The 17,997-nt window shown below is 69.3% G+C and carries 21 protein-coding genes and 1 pseudogene; 17 read left to right on the forward strand and 5 right to left on the reverse strand.

Annotation, left to right across the window (positions count from 1 at the left end; translation table 11 throughout):
* The first annotated feature begins 1 nt into the window (after position 1).
* The 4 genes from ASF52_RS18270 to ASF52_RS18285 all read left to right on the forward strand — a co-directional run bounded on the left by ASF52_RS18270 (position 2) and on the right by ASF52_RS18285 (position 1,876).
* On the forward strand, positions 2–496 hold the full coding sequence (locus tag ASF52_RS18270; RefSeq protein WP_056174891.1) for an NUDIX hydrolase: 495 nt from the start codon (positions 2–4) through the stop codon (positions 494–496).
* Positions 493–954, forward strand: coding sequence for a TIGR02301 family protein (locus ASF52_RS18275; RefSeq protein WP_056174893.1), 462 nt, complete (start codon positions 493–495; stop codon positions 952–954). The genes ASF52_RS18270 and ASF52_RS18275 overlap by 4 nt, the downstream gene beginning before the upstream one ends.
* A gap of 157 nt (positions 955–1,111) precedes the next feature.
* Entirely contained in the window at positions 1,112–1,366 is a 255-nt protein-coding gene (locus ASF52_RS18280; RefSeq protein ID WP_056174896.1) for a hypothetical protein, read from the forward strand.
* A 72-nt stretch (positions 1,367–1,438) separates the two neighbouring features.
* On the forward strand, positions 1,439–1,876 hold the full coding sequence (locus ASF52_RS18285; RefSeq protein ID WP_056174898.1) for an EamA family transporter: 438 nt from the start codon (positions 1,439–1,441) through the stop codon (positions 1,874–1,876).
* A 56-nt stretch (positions 1,877–1,932) separates the two neighbouring features.
* Here the strand turns inward: ASF52_RS18285 and ASF52_RS18290 are convergent, their stop codons facing one another.
* On the reverse strand, positions 1,933–2,589 hold the full coding sequence (locus ASF52_RS18290) for an alpha/beta hydrolase (protein ID WP_056174900.1): 657 nt from the start codon (positions 2,587–2,589) through the stop codon (positions 1,933–1,935).
* Between the two features lie 296 nt (positions 2,590–2,885).
* On the opposite strand from ASF52_RS18290, the gene ASF52_RS18295 reads away from it, so the two are divergent.
* From ASF52_RS18295 to ASF52_RS18320, 7 genes are all read left to right on the forward strand, one after another.
* Positions 2,886–4,040: a cysteine desulfurase family protein gene (locus tag ASF52_RS18295; protein WP_056174902.1), complete on the forward strand. Its 1,155-nt coding sequence runs from the start codon at positions 2,886–2,888 to the stop codon at positions 4,038–4,040.
* A 71-nt stretch (positions 4,041–4,111) separates the two neighbouring features.
* A complete protein-coding gene (gene sufB / locus ASF52_RS18300) occupies positions 4,112–5,581 on the forward strand; it encodes a Fe-S cluster assembly protein SufB (RefSeq protein WP_056174903.1) in 1,470 nt (489 codons plus the stop codon).
* A 28-nt stretch (positions 5,582–5,609) separates the two neighbouring features.
* Positions 5,610–5,867 (forward strand): cytoplasmic protein, encoded by a 258-nt coding sequence (locus tag ASF52_RS22220; RefSeq protein WP_082478895.1) that lies wholly within the window; start codon positions 5,610–5,612, stop codon positions 5,865–5,867.
* Complete coding sequence (gene sufC, locus ASF52_RS18305) at positions 5,864–6,616, forward strand: Fe-S cluster assembly ATPase SufC (RefSeq protein WP_056174905.1); 753 nt, start codon at positions 5,864–5,866, stop codon at positions 6,614–6,616. The genes ASF52_RS22220 and sufC overlap by 4 nt, the downstream gene beginning before the upstream one ends.
* Positions 6,617–6,618: 2 nt before the next feature.
* On the forward strand, positions 6,619–7,941 hold the full coding sequence (sufD, locus tag ASF52_RS18310; protein WP_056174908.1) for a Fe-S cluster assembly protein SufD: 1,323 nt from the start codon (positions 6,619–6,621) through the stop codon (positions 7,939–7,941).
* A 74-nt stretch (positions 7,942–8,015) separates the two neighbouring features.
* A complete protein-coding gene (locus ASF52_RS18315) occupies positions 8,016–9,260 on the forward strand; it encodes a cysteine desulfurase (RefSeq protein ID WP_056174910.1) in 1,245 nt (414 codons plus the stop codon).
* 106 nt (positions 9,261–9,366) lie between these two features.
* Entirely contained in the window at positions 9,367–9,747 is a 381-nt protein-coding gene (locus ASF52_RS18320; protein ID WP_056095958.1) for an SUF system Fe-S cluster assembly protein, read from the forward strand.
* Positions 9,748–9,753: 6 nt separating this feature from the next.
* Here ASF52_RS18320 and ASF52_RS23340 read toward each other — a convergent pair whose 3' ends face one another.
* Positions 9,754–10,068 (reverse strand): Uma2 family endonuclease, encoded by a 315-nt coding sequence (locus ASF52_RS23340; RefSeq protein WP_244473861.1) that lies wholly within the window; start codon positions 10,066–10,068, stop codon positions 9,754–9,756.
* 427 nt (positions 10,069–10,495) lie between these two features.
* Here ASF52_RS23340 and ASF52_RS18330 point away from each other — a divergent pair, with 427 nt between their 5' ends.
* Positions 10,496–10,888, forward strand: coding sequence for a HesB/IscA family protein (locus ASF52_RS18330; RefSeq protein WP_056174912.1), 393 nt, complete (start codon positions 10,496–10,498; stop codon positions 10,886–10,888).
* 55 nt (positions 10,889–10,943) lie between these two features.
* On the opposite strand, the gene ASF52_RS18335 is transcribed toward ASF52_RS18330, so the two are convergent.
* The gene (locus tag ASF52_RS18335; RefSeq protein WP_056174914.1) at positions 10,944–11,999 is read right to left on the reverse strand and encodes a GGDEF domain-containing protein; all 1,056 of its coding nucleotides are present in this window, start codon (positions 11,997–11,999) and stop codon (positions 10,944–10,946) included.
* A 206-nt stretch (positions 12,000–12,205) separates the two neighbouring features.
* The gene (locus ASF52_RS18340; RefSeq protein ID WP_056174915.1) at positions 12,206–13,735 is read right to left on the reverse strand and encodes a DEAD/DEAH box helicase; all 1,530 of its coding nucleotides are present in this window, start codon (positions 13,733–13,735) and stop codon (positions 12,206–12,208) included.
* 321 nt (positions 13,736–14,056) lie between these two features.
* Between ASF52_RS18340 and ASF52_RS18345 the strand changes: the two genes are divergently transcribed.
* The 4 genes from ASF52_RS18345 (at position 14,057) to ASF52_RS18360 (ending at position 16,782) form a co-directional block, all read left to right on the forward strand.
* The gene (locus ASF52_RS18345) at positions 14,057–14,827 is read left to right on the forward strand and encodes an aspartate/glutamate racemase family protein (RefSeq protein WP_056174917.1); all 771 of its coding nucleotides are present in this window, start codon (positions 14,057–14,059) and stop codon (positions 14,825–14,827) included.
* Between the two features lie 86 nt (positions 14,828–14,913).
* Positions 14,914–15,531, forward strand: a complete 618-nt coding sequence (locus ASF52_RS18350; RefSeq protein WP_056174919.1) for a hypothetical protein — start codon at positions 14,914–14,916, stop codon at positions 15,529–15,531.
* Complete coding sequence (locus ASF52_RS18355) at positions 15,518–15,937, forward strand: transcriptional regulator (protein WP_056174922.1); 420 nt, start codon at positions 15,518–15,520, stop codon at positions 15,935–15,937. Before ASF52_RS18350 ends, ASF52_RS18355 begins: the two co-directional genes overlap by 14 nt.
* A gap of 152 nt (positions 15,938–16,089) precedes the next feature.
* Positions 16,090–16,782, forward strand: coding sequence for a di-trans,poly-cis-decaprenylcistransferase (locus tag ASF52_RS18360; RefSeq protein WP_056174925.1), 693 nt, complete (start codon positions 16,090–16,092; stop codon positions 16,780–16,782).
* A 30-nt stretch (positions 16,783–16,812) separates the two neighbouring features.
* Here the strand turns inward: ASF52_RS18360 and ASF52_RS18365 are convergent, their stop codons facing one another.
* The gene (locus ASF52_RS18365) at positions 16,813–17,112 is read right to left on the reverse strand and encodes a hypothetical protein (protein WP_156368958.1); all 300 of its coding nucleotides are present in this window, start codon (positions 17,110–17,112) and stop codon (positions 16,813–16,815) included.
* A gap of 488 nt (positions 17,113–17,600) precedes the next feature.
* Here ASF52_RS18365 and ASF52_RS18370 point away from each other — a divergent pair.
* Positions 17,601–17,997, forward strand: a pseudogene (locus ASF52_RS18370) (hypothetical protein); the annotation flags it as partial.

Raw genomic sequence — 17,997 nt, forward strand, 5'->3', positions numbered from 1 at the left:
CATGAGTGAACCGGCATCGCCCGACGACGCCACGCGCCTGTTCCCGACGCGGCCCTTCGTCGGCGCCTCCATCGCGGTGATCCGGGGCGACCGGGTGCTCGTCGCCGCCCGGGCGAACGCGCCCATGCGCGGCGTCTGGACCCTGCCGGGCGGCCTGGTCGAGGCCGGCGAGGCGCTCGCCGACGCCGCCCTGCGGGAGCTCCGCGAAGAGGTCGGCCTCACGGCCGCGGTGGTGGGTGTGCTGGCCCCGACGGAGATCATCCTGCGGGCCGAGGACGGCCGGACCCGCCACCATTACGTCGTCCATCCCCACGCCGCCCTGTGGACCGGTGGCGAACCGGCGCCGGGGCCCGAGGCGCTCGCCGTGCGCTGGGCGACCCTGGCCGACCTCGCCGGCCTCGACACCACGCCCGGCCTCGACGGCACCGTGGCGGCCGCGTTCGCCCGGGTCGCCGGGTGTGGAATATCCGAACTGCCCGGGACACCCGCCGCGTGACGAAGCCCGGACCGGTTGCCGCTCTCGCCCTCTGCCTGATTCTGGCGACGATTCCGGGGGCCGAGGCCCAGCAGGGGCGGGGGGGCGCCGCCCGCGCCGCCCCCCGGAGCGACAGGCCGGCCGAGAAGGAGCCGGCCCCCGCCCCCGAGCCGCCGCCGGCGCCCTACGACCGCGACCTGATGCGGCTTTCCGAGATCGTCGGGGCGCTGGCGTTCCTGCGCGAGCTCTGCACCGCCCCCGATGCGGGCCAGTGGCCCGTGCGGATGAAGGCGCTGCTGGAAGCCGAGGGCGTGACCCCCGGGCGGCGCGATCGCCTCGCCGGCGCCTACAACCGGGGCTATCGCGGCTACGCCCTGACCTACCGGGTCTGCACCCCGTCGGCGCAGGAGGCGGCCACCCGGTTCGTGACCGAGGGCGAGCGTCTGTCGCATGCCCTGGCGAGCCGGTTCGGGGGATGATGCGGCTGGGCCACACCCGCGCGGGCAAGGCTGAATCCGCGCAATTCGAGCGCCGGCGTTAACCGCTTCGCAATTCCTGGCTTTGCGGGCCCGGCCGTGCGCCCTATCATCATCCCAACGTGCCGAGCGTTTCTTCGGCGCCAACGATGCTGTGGCCATGCACGCTGAATCAGCCCAAGCGCCCTTCGAGGCGGATATCGACAGCAAGCGCGCCGCGCTCGGCTACGTGTCGGAGGCCTTCGCCGAAGGCTGTCTCGACGGCCTCGACGGCGACTGCATGGCCCAGGCCGCCCTGTTCGCGGCGTTCCAGGAGCTGGTGATGACCTACGGCGAGGAGGCGACCGCCCGCTACGCCGAGGGCTTCCCGGACCGGATCCGCGGCGGCGCCTTCACCACGGCTCCCCAGCATTGAGGGGACTGTGACGACTCTACTGGGTGTTGCCCTTCCTGATGACTGGGATCGGTTCTCGGCGGGCGTCGCTCCGTGAAATCCCTGCTCGGGTCCTGGCCGTTCTGGGCGCTGCTCTCGGCCGCCTTCGCGGCCCTGACCGCGATCTTCGCGAAGGTGGGGATCGCCAACGTCAATTCTGATTTCGCCACCTTCATCCGGACCATCGTCATTCTCTGCGCGCTCGGTGCCATTCTCGTTGGCACCGGGCAGTGGCAGCCCTTCGGGTCGGTGTCGGGCCGGACCTACGTGTTTCTGGTCCTGTCGGGCCTCGCCACCGGGGGCTCGTGGATCTGCTACTTTCGCGCTCTCAAACTCGGCGAAGCCGGCCGTGTCGCACCCGTCGACAAGCTGAGCGTGGTGCTGGTGGCGATCTTCGGGGCTGTCTTCCTCGGCGAGCGGCTGTCCCCGGCGAACTGGCTCGGGGTGGCGTTCATCGCCACGGGGGCCGTGCTGGTGGCTTACCGGGGCTAGACCCCCTCCCCGTGAGGGAAGGGGAACGCGGCAAGTCCGGTTGCGGCGAGTCCACCTCAGGCGGTCATTTCCTTCGTGCCGAGGCGCTTGTCGAGGTAGGTGTCCACGGTCTGGGTCAGCTCGTCGACCTTGCCGTCGAAGAAGTGGTTGGCGCCCTCGACCATCTGGTGCTCGATGATGACGCCCTTCTGCACCTTCACCTTCTCGATCACCGGCATCACCTCGCGGGCCGGGGCCACCCGGTCCTCGGAGCCGTGGACGAACAGGCCCGACGACGGGCACGGCGCCAGGAAGGTGAAATCGTAGCGGTTGGCCATGGCGGCGATGGAGATGAAGCCCTCGATCTCCGGGCGCCGCATGAGCAGCTGCATCCCGATCCACGATCCGAACGACACGCCGGCGATCCAGCAGGCGCGGGCCTCCGGGTTGACCGACTGCACCCAGTCGAGGGCCGAGGCGGCGTCGGAGAGTTCGCCGGTGCCGTGATCGAACGCGCCCTGGCTGCGTCCGACCCCGCGGAAGTTGAACCGCAGGGCGGCAAAGCCCCGGTTGGCGAAGGTGTAGAACAGATTGTACACGATCTGATTGTTCATCGTGCCACCGAACTGCGGGTGCGGGTGGAGCACGATGGCGATGGGCGCGCCCTTCTTCTTGGGGGCCTGGTAGCGTCCCTCGAGACGGCCGGCCGGACCGGTGAAGATGACTTCGGGCATGGATCTCTCACAAGCTTCAGGACGTGGCGCGCGACGGCAGACGCAACGCAGGCCCCGCGCGGAACGCCTTGACTCGACGGGGCACGAACTTAAAAGCGCTCTTAGAATGGTTCTAGTGGACTAGAATTATTCTAAACAAGCGGTTCGGGCGCGTCCGGGTCGCTGCGTCCCTTGCACGACGGGGTGTCGGAACATGGTTCTTCGGCGCCTTAGCATGATCGTGGGGGGCAAAAGCAAGGATTTGTCGTCCTCGACCTTGAGACCGCCAGTGGTTTTCGCCCCATGACTTCGCCAACATGACTTCGCCGCGCGCCTATCTCGACCACAACGCGACCTCGCCGGTTCGGCCGGAGGTCGCTGCGGCCGTGGCGCGGGCGCTCGCCCTCCCGGGCAACCCGTCCTCGGTGCATGCCGAGGGGCGTGCGGCCCGCGCCGCCCTGGAGCGCGCGCGCGTGCGGGTGGGCGGCCTCGTCGGCGTCGGCTCGGGGCGGGTCGTGTTCACGAGCGGCGGCACCGAGGCCGCCAACACCGTGCTGTCCGGTGCCCTGCGCCGATCCGGCGAGCCGGCGCCGACCCGGCTGGTGATCGGTGCCACCGAACATGCCTGCGTGTCGGCCGGCCATCGCTTCCCGGCCGAGCGCGTCGACGTGGTTCCGGTGGATGCCAGCGGCATCATCGATCTCGCCGCCCTCGCCGCCTGCCTCGACCGGCACCGGGGGGAGGGCGTCCTCGTCTCGGTTCATGCGGCCAACAACGAGACCGGCGTGATCCAGCCGCTCGCCGAGGTCGTCGCCCTGGCGCGCGGCCACGGCCGGGCCCTCGTCCATTCCGACGCCGTGCAGGCGGTGGGCAAGATCCCGCTCGATTTTTCCGGCCTCGGCCTCGATGCCCTCACCCTCTCGGGCCACAAGTTCGCCGCCCCCCGGGGCGTCGGCGCCCTGGTGCTCGCCGAGGGCGTCACCTTGGATTCGGCGTTCCTGCGGGGCGGCGGCCAGGAGGGGCGCCTGCGCGGCGGCACCGAGAACCTGTCGGGCCTCGTCGGCATGGGGGTGGCGGCCGAGATGGTCGGGCTCGGCGAGACGCAGGAGGCTCTGCGGGATACCATCGAGGCAGGGCTGCGGGCCTTGGCGCCCGACCTCGTGGTGTTCGGCGAGGCCGCACCGCGCCTGCCCAACACCGTGAGCTTCTCCATTCCGGGCCTCGATGCGCCGACGGCCCTGATGGCGCTGGATCTCGCCGGCGTCGCGCTCTCGTCCGGGTCGGCCTGCGCGTCGGGCAAGGTCGCCCGCTCACCGGTCCTCGCCGCCATGGGCGTCAGCCCCGCCCTGGCCGCAGGGGCCCTGCGCGTCAGTCTCGGGTGGAACAGCACGATAAGCGACGGGACGCGCTGTCTCGCCGCCTGCGAACGCCTCGTCGACACCCTATATCGACGGCGAGGGCAGGCCGCCTGACCGGCGGCCCGCCCAAACCATTTCTCGCGAACACGCCCGGCCCTTGACGCCGGGTCGATCAGGAGACGCCAATGCCTGCCGTGCAGGAAACCATCGACCGGGTCCGATCCATCGACCTCGACCAGTACAAGTATGGATTCGAGACCACCATCGAGATGGAGAAGTCCGAAAAGGGCATCTCCGAGGACGTGATCCGCTTCATCTCGGCCAAGAAGGAAGAGCCCGAGTGGATGCTCGCCTGGCGCCTCGACGCCTACAAGCGCTGGCAGACCATGCAGGAGCCCGACTGGGCCCGGGTCTCCTATGACAAGGTCGACTACAAGGATATTTATTACTATGCGGCCCCGAAGCGGCCTGCCGCCATGTCCTTGGATGAAATCGATCCAGAAATTCTGAAAACGTACGAAAAACTCGGCATTCCGCTCCGCGAGGTCGAGGTGCTGGAGGGCATCGCCCCCGAGCGCCGGGTCGCCGTCGACGCGGTGTTCGACTCGGTCTCGGTGGCCACCACCTTCAAGGCCGAACTGTCGAAGGCCGGCGTGATCTTCATGCCGATCTCGGAAGCCATCCGCGAGTATCCGGACCTCATCAAGAAGTACCTCGGCTCGGTCGTGCCCGTGACCGACAACTTCTTCGCGACGCTCAACTCGGCGGTCTTCTCCGACGGATCGTTCGTCTATATTCCGCCGGGCGTACGCTGCCCGATGGAGCTGTCGACCTATTTCCGCATCAACGAGCGCGACACCGGCCAGTTCGAGCGGACCCTGATCATCGCCGACAAGGGTAGTTACGTCTCGTACCTCGAGGGCTGCACCGCCCCGAAGCGCGACGACAACCAGCTCCACGCGGCGGTCGTCGAGCTCGTTGCCCTCGACGACGCCGAGATCAAGTACTCGACGGTCCAGAACTGGTATCCGGGCGACAACGACGGCAAGGGCGGCATCTACAACTTCGTGACCAAGCGCGGCGATTGCCGTGGCGCCAACTCGAAGATCTCGTGGACGCAGGTCGAGACCGGCTCGGCCATCACCTGGAAGTACCCGTCCTGCATCCTGCGCGGCGACAATTCGCGGGGCGAGTTCTACTCCATCGCCGTGTCGAACGGCATGCAGCAGGTCGATTCCGGCACCAAGATGATCCATCTGGGCAAGAACACCACCAGCCGGATCATCTCGAAGGGCATCTCGGCCGGACGCTCGCAGAACACCTACCGGGGCCTCGTCTCGGCGCACCGCAAGGCGACGGGCGCGCGCAACTTCACCAACTGCGACTCGCTCCTCATCGGAGACCAGTGCGGCGCGCACACCGTGCCCTATATCGAGTCGAAGAATTCCTCCGCGCAGTTCGAGCACGAGGCCACCACCTCGAAGATCTCGGAAGACCAGATGTTCTACTGCCAGCAGCGTGGCCTCTCCAACGAGGAGGCGACCGCGCTCATCGTCAACGGCTTCGTCCGCGACGTGCTGCAGCAGCTGCCGATGGAGTTCGCCGTCGAGGCCCAGAAGCTGATCTCGATCAGCCTCGAAGGCTCGGTGGGCTAAGCCTCTCGTAGTGGCCTACGAAAAGAGCATGCTGAGATCTGTGCATAAGCATAGCGCTCGGCATGCTGAAGAGGTGACGAGTAGCGTCGCATGCGGTTGCTTCTTTTGCCTTGCTGTATTCCTGCCGGACGAGATCAGGGACTGGCTTCCTCGCGAGGAAACCGCCTTGTGTCCACGGTGCAACATCGACGCGGTGATCGGCGATCGTTCAGGCCTTCCGGCCAAGGACATCGCGTTCCTCAAAGCGATGCACGATGAATGGTTTGAAGGACTTAGACTAAAATGATCGAAATCAAGAACCTCACCGTCGCCATCGAGGACAAGCAGATCCTCAACGGTCTCAACCTCACCGTGAAGGACGGCGAGGTCGCTGCCATCATGGGGCCGAACGGCTCGGGCAAGTCGACTCTCTCGTACGTCATCGCGGGGAAAGAGGACTACGAGGTCACCAGCGGCGAGATCCTCCTCGACGGCGTGAACATCCTCGAGATGAGCCCCGACGAGCGCGCCGCGAGCGGCGTGTTCCTGGCGTTCCAGTACCCGCTGGAGATCCCGGGCGTCGGCACCATGACCTTCCTCAAGGCGACGCTCAACGCCCAGCGCAGGGCGCGCGGCGAGGGCGAGCTGACAACGCCGGACTTCATCCGCAAGGTGAACGCGGCGGCTGAAAAGCTGGAGATCAACAAGGAGATGCTCAAGCGCGCCCTCAACGTCGGGTTCTCCGGCGGCGAGAAGAAGCGCATGGAGATCCTGCAGATGGCCCTCTTGGAGCCGAAGTTCTGCGTGCTCGACGAGACCGATTCCGGCCTCGACATCGATGCCCTGCGCATCGTCTCCGGCGGCGTGAACGCGCTCCGTGCACAGGGCCGCTCGTTCCTCGTCATCACCCACTACCAGCGCCTGCTCGACTACATCGTGCCGGACGTGGTCCACGTCATGTCGCAGGGCCAGATCGTGAAGTCGGGCGACAAGGATCTCGCCAAGGCCCTCGAAGCGTCGGGCTACGCCGAGTACCGCACCGGCGAGGCTGCCTGATCATGGCCGACATCACCCCCCTCCGCACCGCGGCCGAGACCGGGCTGTCCAAGCTCTTCGAAGCCACCAGGATGAAGTACCCCACGGGCGTGTCCATCGCCCGCGAGGAGGCGTTCCGCTACTTCGAGGCGGTCGGCCTGCCCACCCGCCGCGTCGAGGCGTTCAAGTACACGGATCTCCGCTCGGCGTTCCGCGATGCCGCCCATCCGGCGGAGATGCCCTCGGCCGAGACCGCCAAGGCGGCGTCCGCCGAGGCCAAGGGCTTTGCCGGGATCGAGGCCGTGCGCCTCACCTTCGTCAATGGCCATCTCATCGAGGCCGAATCCGACCTCACCCGCATTCCGGCCGGCATCACCGTGACGCCGCTCACGCAAGCCCTGACCGATGGGGATGCACGCCTCGCGCAGCTGACCCCGGTGAAGCAGGCCTCCGAAAACGCGATCTATCAGCTCAACACCGCCTTCCTGGCGGACGGTGCCCTGATCTCGGTGGAGGCCGGCGCCAAGGTCGAGACGCCGCTGCATCTGCGCTTCATCGGCACCGGCACGGAGGCCTATTCGACCGCCACGCGCGTGCTCGTGACCCTGGGTGAGGGCGCGGAGGCGCTGATCCTCGAGAGCCACGAGGGGCCGGACGGCATCGCTTACCAGCCCAACGACGCCGTGGACGTGGTCATCGGCGATCGCGCCACCTTCCGGCACGCGCGCCTCAATGCGGAAGGCCGCGAGGCCGTGGCGCTCTCGACCCTGTCGGCCCGGCTCGGTGCCGAGTCCGCCATCGAGACCGTCAACGTGGTGGTGGGCGCCGTGCTCTCGCGCCATCAGGTCTACCTCAACTTCGCCGGGGCCGACGCCCGCGCGGTAGTCAACGGCGCCGCCATGCTCAACGGCAAGCAATTGGCCGACACCACCTTCCTCGCCGACCACGCCGCCACGGGCGGGGTCAGCCGTGAGCTGTTCAAGACCGTGGTGGACGGGGCCGCCACGGGCGTGTTCCAGGGCAAGATCATCGTCCAGCAGGCGGCCCAGCAGACCGACGGCAAGATGATGTCGGCCTGCCTCATCCTGTCCGACGAAGGGCAGATGATGAACAAGCCCGAGCTCGAGATCTTCGCCGACGACGTCGCCTGCGGCCACGGCGCCACCTGCGGGGCCCTCGACGACGATCTCCTGTTCTACCTCATGCAGCGCGGGCTGCCGAAGGCGGAAGCCGAAAGCCTACTGGTCCAGGCCTTCCTGGGGGCTGCCATCGAGTCTGTCGGCCACGAGGGCGCCCGCGCGGCGCTGATCGGCACCGTCGAGGCGTGGTTGAAGGCGCGCGGCTGAGCGCACCCTGCCAAGACCCTCCCCCCGCAGAAGGGGGGAGGGTCGCGCACGTCCGACACCCAACAGGTATCGCCATGAACGCACCCGTCCCGAACACCCCCTACGACGTCCAGGCGATCCGGGCGGAGTTCCCGATCCTGGCCCAGAAAGTCTACGGCAAGCCCCTGGTCTATCTCGACAACGCGGCCTCCTCGCAGAAGCCGCGCGCGGTCATCGACGCCATGGTGGGCTGCATGGAGACCGGCTACGCCAACGTCCATCGCGGGCTGCACTTCATGGCGAACGCCGCGACCGAGGGCTTCGAGGGCGCGCGCGAGACCACCCGGCAGTTCCTCAACGCCGACTCCACCGACGAGATCATCTTCACACGCAACGCCACGGAGGCCTACAACCTCGTGGCCTCCTCCATGGGGCTGCTCGGCCAGATCGGCGAGGGCGACGAGATCATCCTCTCGATCATGGAGCACCATTCCAACATCGTGCCCTGGCACTTTTTGCGGGAACGACGCGGTGCGGTGATCAAGTGGGCGCCCGTCGACGACGAGGGCAACTTCCTCGTCGAGGAATACGAGAAGCTCTTCTCGCCCCGCACGAAAATGGTGGCGATCACGCACATGTCGAACGTGCTCGGCACGGTGACGCCGGCGGCCGAGATCGTGCGCATCGCCCACGCGCACGGCGTGCCGGTGCTCCTCGACGGGGCACAGAGCGCGGTCCACCAGCCCATCGACGTGAAGGCGCTCGATTGCGACTTCTTCGTCTTCACCGGGCACAAGGTGTACGGGCCGACCGGCATCGGCGTGCTCTACGGCAAGAAGGAATGGCTGGAGCGCCTGCCCCCCTACCAGGGCGGCGGCGAGATGATCCGCACGGTCGCCCAGGACTCCATCACCTACAACGACCCGCCCCACCGCTTCGAGGCGGGCACGCCGGCGATCGTCGAGGCGGTCGGCCTCGGCGCGGCGCTGGAATTCATGATGACCCTCGGCCGCGAGAACATAGCCGCGCATGAGGCGTCGCTCCTCGCCTATGCGCAGGAGCGGCTCGGGGCGATGAACTCCGTGCGGATGATCGGTACGGCCAAGGACAAGGGCGGCGTCATCGCCTTCGAGATGAAGGGCGCGCATGCCCACGACATCGCCACGGTGATCGACCGCTACGGCGTCGCCATCCGGGCCGGGACCCACTGCGCCATGCCGCTGCTGACGCGCTTCGGTGCGACCTCCACCTGTCGCGCCTCGTTCGGACTGTATAACACCAGGGAAGAGGTGGACGCCCTCGCCGAGGCCCTGGCCAAGGCCGAGATGATGTTCGCCTGATCGGGAATCCCAGCGGCGGGCCCGCCACAAGTGCGACTGCGCGCCGCCGCCCGGGCGGCGCATGTCGGGGATCGGACACGATCCCCGACCCTCACGAGGACCAACCATGAGCGATTCAGCCATCACCGGCGGGGCCAACACCCCCGCCATCGCCAGCGCCTCGGCGATCCCGCCGGAGGAGCTCGACCGTCTCACCGACGACATCGTGGCGGCGCTGAAAAGCGTCTACGATCCGGAGATCCCGGCCGACATCTACGAGCTCGGCCTGATCTACAAGGTCGACATCGCCGACGACCGCACGGTCGCCATCGACATGACCCTGACCGCCCCGGGCTGTCCCGTGGCCGGTGAGATGCCGGGCTGGGTCGAGACCGCGGTCGCGGCCGTGCCGGGCGTCCAGGCCTGCGCCGTCACCATGGTGTTCGATCCGCCGTGGGATCAGAGCCGCATGTCCGACGAGGCCCGCGTCGCCCTGGACATGTGGTAGCCGCGTTCAGCCTTCGCTGGCGAGATCCCGGCGCGCCGGGAAGGTGAGCCCGTCGTAGATGTCGGCCATCGCCAGCGTCGCGCCGATGTCGGGCAGGTCGATAGCGGCCTCCAGTCCCTCGAAGGTCTCGATCTCCCAGCCGTCCGCGCCGCGCCGGTAGAGCAGGTCCTGCGGCGTCACGGTCTCGACGAGCAGGATGGTGGTCAGCGTCGGGTGGCGCTTGTACTCCTCGACCTTGCGGGTCTGATCGATCGTCGTGGTCGAGGGCGACGCCACCTCCACGACGAGCCTGGGCTCGCGCGCCTCGTCGGTATCGGGCACCAAGGGGCGCACTCGACCATCACGTCGGGCCGACGGAGGCCCCGGATGCTGGTCCGGACCGGGATGTCGGCCGTCGTCGGGCGGCAGGATTTCCCGCGCAGCTGCGTTCCCAAACTCACGATGGTGTTCACCGTCGCCCGGTCGTGCTGCATGCTCGCCCCGGTCATCATCCGGTGTCGCGGCACCGGGTGACCGTCGACGAGTTCATAGAGTTCGTCCTGGTCGCGCTGCCGGACGAAGAAATCCTCGGGCGTCATGCTGAGGCGTGCGGCATCGGCCATGGTGGTTCCTCGATCCGGCCAGTCTAGCACGCGGCATCGGCACCTGCGTGAGGGGTGGTAGACCACGGCCCGCGCAATCCTTATCTTAACCGCGTCCGATCATCCTCAACCGCCCGGGCCTTGAACCCGGCTGCCGGAGAGACCCCATGGCTTCGAATTTCAAAGTCCTCTCGCTCACCGACGCGGCGGCGACGCGGATCAAGGCGATCATCGCCGATGCCGACCGTCCCATCGCCGGCCTGCGGGTGGGCGTGAAGAACGGCGGCTGCGCCGGCATGTCTTACACCATGGAATACGCGGACGGGCAGAAGCCCGGCGAGGACATGGTCGAGGATCGTGGCGTGAAGGTCTTCGTCGATCCGAAGGCGCTGCTGTTCCTGCTCGGCACCCAGATGGACTTCACCTCCACCAAGCTCGCTTCGCAGTTCGTGTTCAACAACCCGAACCAGACCTCGGCCTGCGGCTGCGGCGAGTCCGTGGCGATCACGCCCGTGAACCCCGAGGCCGTCGCCCCGGCCGCCGCACGCGCCTCGGCCTGAGGCCCTGAGCGGGTCTCGCTAGAGCGGCCGCCTGCTTGGCCCCTCCTGTCGGGTGTCAGGCGACGTCAGGCAGGGGCAGCGGTTCGGCGTCGTCCACCGTGCGGTTGCGGCCGTCGCGCTTTGCCCTGAACATGCACTGGTCCGCTCGCTCCAGCAGCGACACGGCGGTGTCCGTGGAACGCGCGGCGGCAACCCCCAGGGAGATGGTGATCTTGCCGAGCGACTCCCCCGTGGAGCGCTTGACGAGGTCGCGTCCCATCACGCTGGCGCGGACCTTCTCGGCCAGGACACAGGCCTCGGCCCGGTCCGTTCCGGGCAGAAGGATGCCGAATTCCTCGCCGCCGAAGCGCGCCAGGGTGGCGCGGGCGGTGATGTGCTCGCGCATCACCAGGGCGACGAGGCGCAGGACCTGATCGCCCGTGAGGTGACCGTAAACGTCGTTGAAGCGTTTGAAGAAGTCGACGTCGATGACGATGAGGCTCGCCGGTGCCCGGTCGGCCACGGATTCCTCGACCATGGCGTGCAGGCTCTCCTCGAACTGCTTGCGGTTCGACAGGCCCGTGAGCGGGTCGGTGAGGCTCTCGAGGCGGGTCGCCTCCAGGGTCTCGCGCAGGGATTCGATCTCCTTGCGGCTCTCGCGCATGCGTGCCTCGAGGGCACGGTTGTTGGACGTCACCTCGCGGGTGGTGGCCACGAGGGCGCCGACGATTTCGTGGACGCGGGCCCGGTCCAGTCCCGAGCCGCCGAGATCGTCCGACAGGATCCGCAGGGATTCGCCGTACTGCGCCGTGGACCCCAGCGAGAGATCGAGCACCTCCATGACGCCCTCGATCTCGGAGAGCACCGTGCTGCTCGTGCGCTCGGCCGCGCGCGCCAGGCGCTCCCCGTCGAGATAGGTTTCGTAGAGGGTGTCGATGTCGGAATCGAGCAGGGCGCCCTTCGCCGTGAGACGCTTGACGGCTTCGTTCATCGTGGGCTGCAGGCCGGACACGTAGGTGTACCAGACCGTGTAGGCCCGCGGCGTCGCCGAAGGGCCGTACTCCCGCATCAGCGCATTGGCCCGTTCGGCCAGCGCAAAGGTCCGATCCCGGTCACCCTGACTGCCGCCCATTGTCCGTCCAACCACGCGATCGTTCCCGGCCTCTCGCCGACCGGGGGAGAGCCGAAGGCGCACCCTATCCGGTAGATCGTGGAGAGGCCGTTAAGAGCCGCGGACCTCCTCCCGTTTCGCGGGTAATGCGACCCGTTTCACGGGTGCTTCGGCCCAAACTCGGGTCGCGGGAGGACGGCTGTTCGTCGGCTTCCGGGGCCGGGCGGTTATTTGGGCGTCTTGATCACGGCCGGGCGCAGGAGGAAGGCCGGAACGTGCGAGCCGAGGCCGACGGGCGTCTCGCCGTCATCCTCGTCACCGCGGCGTCGGGGCGCAGGCCGGCGCTCGTCGCGCCGCGGCTCCGTGCGCTGGGGAGCGGGCTCGCGGGGCCGGCTCGGCACCGGTGCGACGACGGCCTCGGGCACGGCCTCGACCGTCGGGGCCGGTCCGCGCTCGGGGCTGCCCCGGCGGGCACCGCCCTTGCGCGCCCGCGGCTCGGACCGGGCGGGATCGCGCGCGGCCTCGCCACCGCCCCGGCGGCGTAGGGTCTCGCCGGACTTGCCGCGATGGCGGGTGCGGGTCGGCGCGTCCTCGCTCGCCGGAGCGGCGGCGGAGGGTTCCGGCAGGGCACCGAGGTCGCCCTCGGCCCAGGGGATCGGCTGGCCGATCAGGCTCTCGATGGCGGTGATGGAGCGCTCGTCGGAGCGGGTCACCAGGGTGAAGGCGTGGCCGGCGCGACCGGCGCGGCCCGTGCGGCCGATGCGGTGGACGTAATCCTCCGGGTGGTGGGGCACGTCGAAGTTGAAGACGTGGCTCACGGCCGGGATGTCGAGGCCGCGGGCGGCGACGTCGGAGGCCACCAGCAGCGGCACCTCGCCGGAGCGGAAGCCGTCCAGCGCGATGGTGCGGGCGCGCTGGTCCATGTCGCCGTGGAGCGCCGCGACGTTGAAGCCGTGGCTCGCGAGCGACTTCTGCAGGAGCGCCACGTCGCGCTTGCGGTTGCAGAAGATGATGCCGTTGTTGAGCTCGGCCTCGCCCCGGATGAGCCGGCGCAGGAGGTCGCGCTTCTCGTGGCCCTCGGAGCCCGTGGCGACCAGCTTCTGCACGATGGTCTCGGCGGTGGAGGCGGGCCGGGCCACCTCGATCCGCTGGGGCGTATGCAGGAACATGTCGGCCAGCCGCTCGATCTCCGGCGGCATGGTGGCCGAGAAGAACAGGGTCTGCCGGGTGAACGGCACCATCTTCACGATGCGCTCGATGTCGGGGATGAAGCCCATGTCGAGCATCCGGTCGGCCTCGTCGATGACGAGGAGCTCGACGCCCGTGAGCAGGAGCTTGCCGCGCTCGAAATGGTCGAGGAGCCGGCCCGGCGTGGCGATGAGCACGTCGGTGCCGCGCATGAGCTTGGCGTCCTGGTCGGCGAAGGAGACGCCGCCGATGATGAGCGCCACGTTGAGCTTGTGGTTGACGCCGTAGCGATCGAAATTCTCCACCACCTGGGCGGCGAGTTCACGCGTCGGCTCCAGGATGAGGGTGCGCGGCATGCGGGCGCGCGCCCGGCCGTTCTCCAGCAGGGTCAGCATGGGCAGCGTGAAGGCCGCCGTCTTGCCGGTGCCGGTCTGGGCGATGCCCAGCACGTCGCGCCGGGCCAGCACATGGGGGATGGCCTGGGCCTGGATCGGCGTCGGCTCGGTGTACCCGGCCGCCGTGACGGCCTGAAGGACCTTGTCGCTCAATCCGAGGTCGGCAAAAGACATATTCTATGAGAACCGTTGCGCGCGGGAAATCGACCGACCGGCGCGGAGTGCATCGACACGGCGACGGCTTCAAGGGGCGGTTTCGACACACGACCCGCCGCGCACACGCGTTGCGGGGACAATTAGAGCCTCGTGCCGGCTTGTCAATCGAGCCGGCGGTGCGGCGGAGATTTATCCACGCCGTCGGCCCGGGGCTCTCGATCGAGCCCGGTCTCTTGCCCAGCCCGGCCTCTTGCCCAACCCGGCCTCTTGCCAACGGCGCGATGCCTGCAGCACCGTCGCTCCGACGGCCGGCGATGCTGCGGCGGAGAGGGGTGAGCGATGTCCCACGGCGTATCGACGATCGTCCGCGCGAGCGAACGTCCCCCGCGGATCCTCCTCATCAATCCCAACACCACGCAAGGGGTCACCGATCTGGTGGCGGGTCATGTCCGGGGAATCGCCGGCGGGGCGGCCGAGATCGTGGCCGTGACCGGACGCTTCGGCGCCCGCTACATCGCGAGCCGGGCGGCCTCCGCCATCGCCGGCCACGCCGCCCTCGATGCCCTGGCGGCGCATGGCGACGGGTGCGACGCGGTCTACCTCGCCTGCTTCGGCGATCCGGGGCTGATGGCCCTGCGCGAAGTCTCGCGGGTGCCGGTGGTCGGCATGGCCGAGGCCGCCTGCCGCGCGGCCTGCGGGGCCGGCGGACGCTTCGCCATCGTCACGGGTGGGGTCCTGTGGGGACCGATGCTGACGGAGTTCGTCGCCACCCTCGGCCTGTCCGACCGGTTGGCCTGCGTCCGCACCGTCGCCCCGACGGGCGGCGAGATCGCCGCCGATCCCGACGCGGCCCTGAGCCAGCTCGCCGCCGCCTGCCGCGCCTGCGCCGAGGTGGACGGCGCCGAGGCCGTGATCCTGGGCGGCGCGGCCCTGGCCGGTCTCGCCGCGCGCATCCAGCCCGCCGTTCCCGTACCGGTTCTCTGCTCGGTGGAGGCCGGCACCCGGGCGGTGCTGGCTGCCGCCGGGGCAGGGGGGCTCGGGAGGGCCGCCCCCACCCTCGCGAGCACCGGCCTGTCCCCGGCCCTCGCGGCGCTCCTCGGGGGCGCCTGACGCCCGGCCTTTGCATGGCAAAGAAACCCCTTGCGTCGGCTTTGCGAGGCCGTATACTTTGCACCATAGAGTTTGAGAGGCGCGGCATGACCGATCTCGACAAGGCCCTGGCCGACATCGTCGCCATCCGCTCGCAGCTCGTGCGCGGCACCGCCTTCAGCGGCTACGGCCCGGCGGCCTTTGCGGCCACCGCCGGGCTGGCCCTCGCCACCGCCACGGCGCAGACCCTTCTGCTCGACGATCCGGATGCACGGCCGCTGCTGTTCTTCGGGGCCTGGGTCGCCACGGCCGTCATCGCCCTCGGCCTCGTCGGGGCGGAAATGCGGGCCCGTGCCCGCCGACACACGGGCGGTCTCGGGGATGCGATGATCCACGACGCCGTGGAGCAGTTCCTGCCGGCGGGGGCGGCCGGGGCGCTCCTCGCCCTGGTCCTCGCGCGGGTCTCGCCCGAAAGCCTGTGGCTGCTGCCGGGCCTGTGGCAGGTGCTCGTCAGCCTCGGCATCTTCGCCGGGGTCCGGGTCATGCCGCGCGGCGTCGCCCTCGTGGCGGCCTGGTACCTCGTCGCGGGCCTCGCGGTGCTCGTGGTCACGGGCTGGGAGCGCAGTCTCTCACCCTGGGCGATGGGTCTGCCCTTCGCCGTCGGCCAGGGCCTGATGGCGCTGGTGGTCCGTGCCGCTTCGGAGGCCGACGATGCCGAGATCTGACACCCCGCCCGCCCCAATTCCCCCCCAGGACGTCCCCGGCACCGACGCCCCGTTCGCCTATGACGGGCTCGACCGGGTCATCCACGAGAAGGCCCGCCTCGGCCTCCTCACCTCGCTCATCGCCCATCCGAAGGGGCTCGCCTTCGCCAGCCTGAAGCAGCTGTGCGGCCTCACGGACGGCAATCTCAGCCGCCACCTCCAGGTGCTGCAGGAGGCCGGCCTCGTGGAGATCCGCAAGGGTTACGACGGCAACCGGCCCCAGACCACCTGCGGCCTGACGGCCGCCGGGCGCCGGCGCTTCCTCGACTACCTCGCCGTCCTGGAACGCGTGGTGCGCGATGCCGCCGAGGCGGCCCGGGACGCAGAGGGAACCGCCGCGCCCGGCGGCCGGCCCCGGCCGGCCTAGATTATCCCACGAGGATTACCCCACGGGACTCCCGGTCCCTGCCGGCTCCCGCCCTGCGTCCAACGGTGTGGCGGGAGTCTCATGAGGGACGCCCGGCCGCCGCCCGACCGGATCCCGGACGCACCCACCTTCACGCGCCAGGAAACTTTACGATGCAAAGCGTTCCGCAAGCCGGCCTTCACGTCGGCATCATCATGGACGGCAACGGCCGTTGGGCCACGGCGCGGGGCCTGCCCCGGGCCCTGGGCCACAAGGCCGGAGTCGCGGCGATCCGTCGTGTCGTGGAGGCGGCGCCGGCCCAGGGCATCGCCACCCTGACGCTCTACGCCTTCTCCGGCGACAACTGGCGTCGTCCGCCGGACGAGGTCGCCGCGCTCATGGGCCTGCTGCGGCGCTACCTCCGGGAGGAGGCGGGACGCCTCGCCCGGGCCGGGGTGCGCCTCGACGTGATCGGCCGGCGGGACCGCCTGCCCGACGGCATCGCCGAGGCCATCGGGCAGGCCGAGGCCCTGACGGCGGCCGGCACCGCCCTGCACCTTCGCATCGCCGTCGATTACTCCGCTCGCGCCGCCATCCTGGCCGCCGCCGCCCAGGCCGGCACGCCGTCCGCCGCCGAGTTCGGGCACCGCGTCAGCGGCGGCCCCGTGCCGGATGTCGATCTCGTCATCCGCACCAGCGGCGAGCAGCGCCTCTCGGACTTCCTGCTCTGGGAAAGCGCGTATGCCGAGCTGTACTTCACGCAGCGGCACTGGCCGGATTTCGACGGAAGCGATCTTGCCGTCGCGCTTCGATCCTTCGCGAGCCGGCAGCGACGGTTCGGCGGCCTCGCCGCCGAAGCCGCCTGAACCGTGCGCCGCGGCCGCGCCCGTCCCGTGTCAGCGCCTGAGATCCGACGCCGTGCAGGGATCGAGGGTGGTGCGGGCCGCGACCGCGCCGATGGAGCCCGTGGTCTCGGGGTCCATGACGTCCGCCCGTGCCTCGCGCTGGCGCAGGGTCCCGCTCTCCACGGCACGCGAGAGGTACTGGGTCGTACCCAGCGCGACGAGGCCGAGGGTCAGGCACACCTTGATCGTCCAGGGCAGGAGCGTGCCGGGCCGCCGGGCCACGGGCTCGTCCCGCTCCTCCAGGGGATCCTCGGCCCGGGGAATGTCGATGTAACGGCTGGGAGGAAGCATGGCGGGGGCGATCATCGGTCTGGCGGCCCGGTCGGGCCGATCGAGGCCTATTCTCGCTGGACACGGTTAAGAGAGCCTCATGCCGAGGCCGACGCCGTTCATCTCCGGCTTGCCCGTTTGCGCGACGCAAGGCCTGCGGGCACTCGTCCAGGATGGGCGCAGCCCCGGGGCCGGCGCAGAGCCAGCATTAAAAAACAAATGGGTCTGCCTGCGTGGCAAGATCATGCCAAGGACAGGATCCGGTCAAGAAGACGTGTGCAGGCCTTGAATTCCTCGATCCCCCGTCAGGGTGGTCCTATCCTTAGGATTCTGTCAATGTGCGCCGGAACACCGACGGATCCAGGTCGGGGTGACCTGCGGCTAACCTTTACCCTTCGTTGAGATGTGCTGGGTTATCCGATGCTCATGTTGCAGGAAAGCGACAGACCTCGCGGCGTCCAGGGACTACAAGCGCGCCGGCTTTCGCCAATCCAGAACCGAGTACCCCGATGAAAAGACTGCTTCTCGCCACGACCGTCCTCGCCGGCCTGACCGCCGTCGCCTCGGCCGCCGACCTTCCGCGCCGCGCGGCTCCGCCGGTGTTCGTGCCGGTGCCGGTGTTCACCTGGACGGGCTTCTACGCCGGTTTCAACGCCGGTTACGGCTTCGACCTTCCGCGCCGCGCGGCTCCGCCGGTGTTCGTGCCGGTGCCGGTGTTCACCTGGACGGGCTTCTACGCCGGTTTCAACGCCGGTTACGGCTTCGACGCCTCCAGCAACAGCGCCCCGACCGTCATCGGCGTGAACAGCGCCAGCACCCTGGTCCGTCCGGGCACCACCCAGGCGATCGCCTTCGGCAACGGCCGCAGCAACGACGGCTTCGTCGGCGGTGGTCAGATCGGCTACA

The sequence above is a fragment of the Methylobacterium sp. Leaf112 genome (assembly GCF_001423295.1).
In the GTDB taxonomy this organism is placed as follows: Bacteria; Pseudomonadota; Alphaproteobacteria; order Rhizobiales; family Beijerinckiaceae; genus Methylobacterium.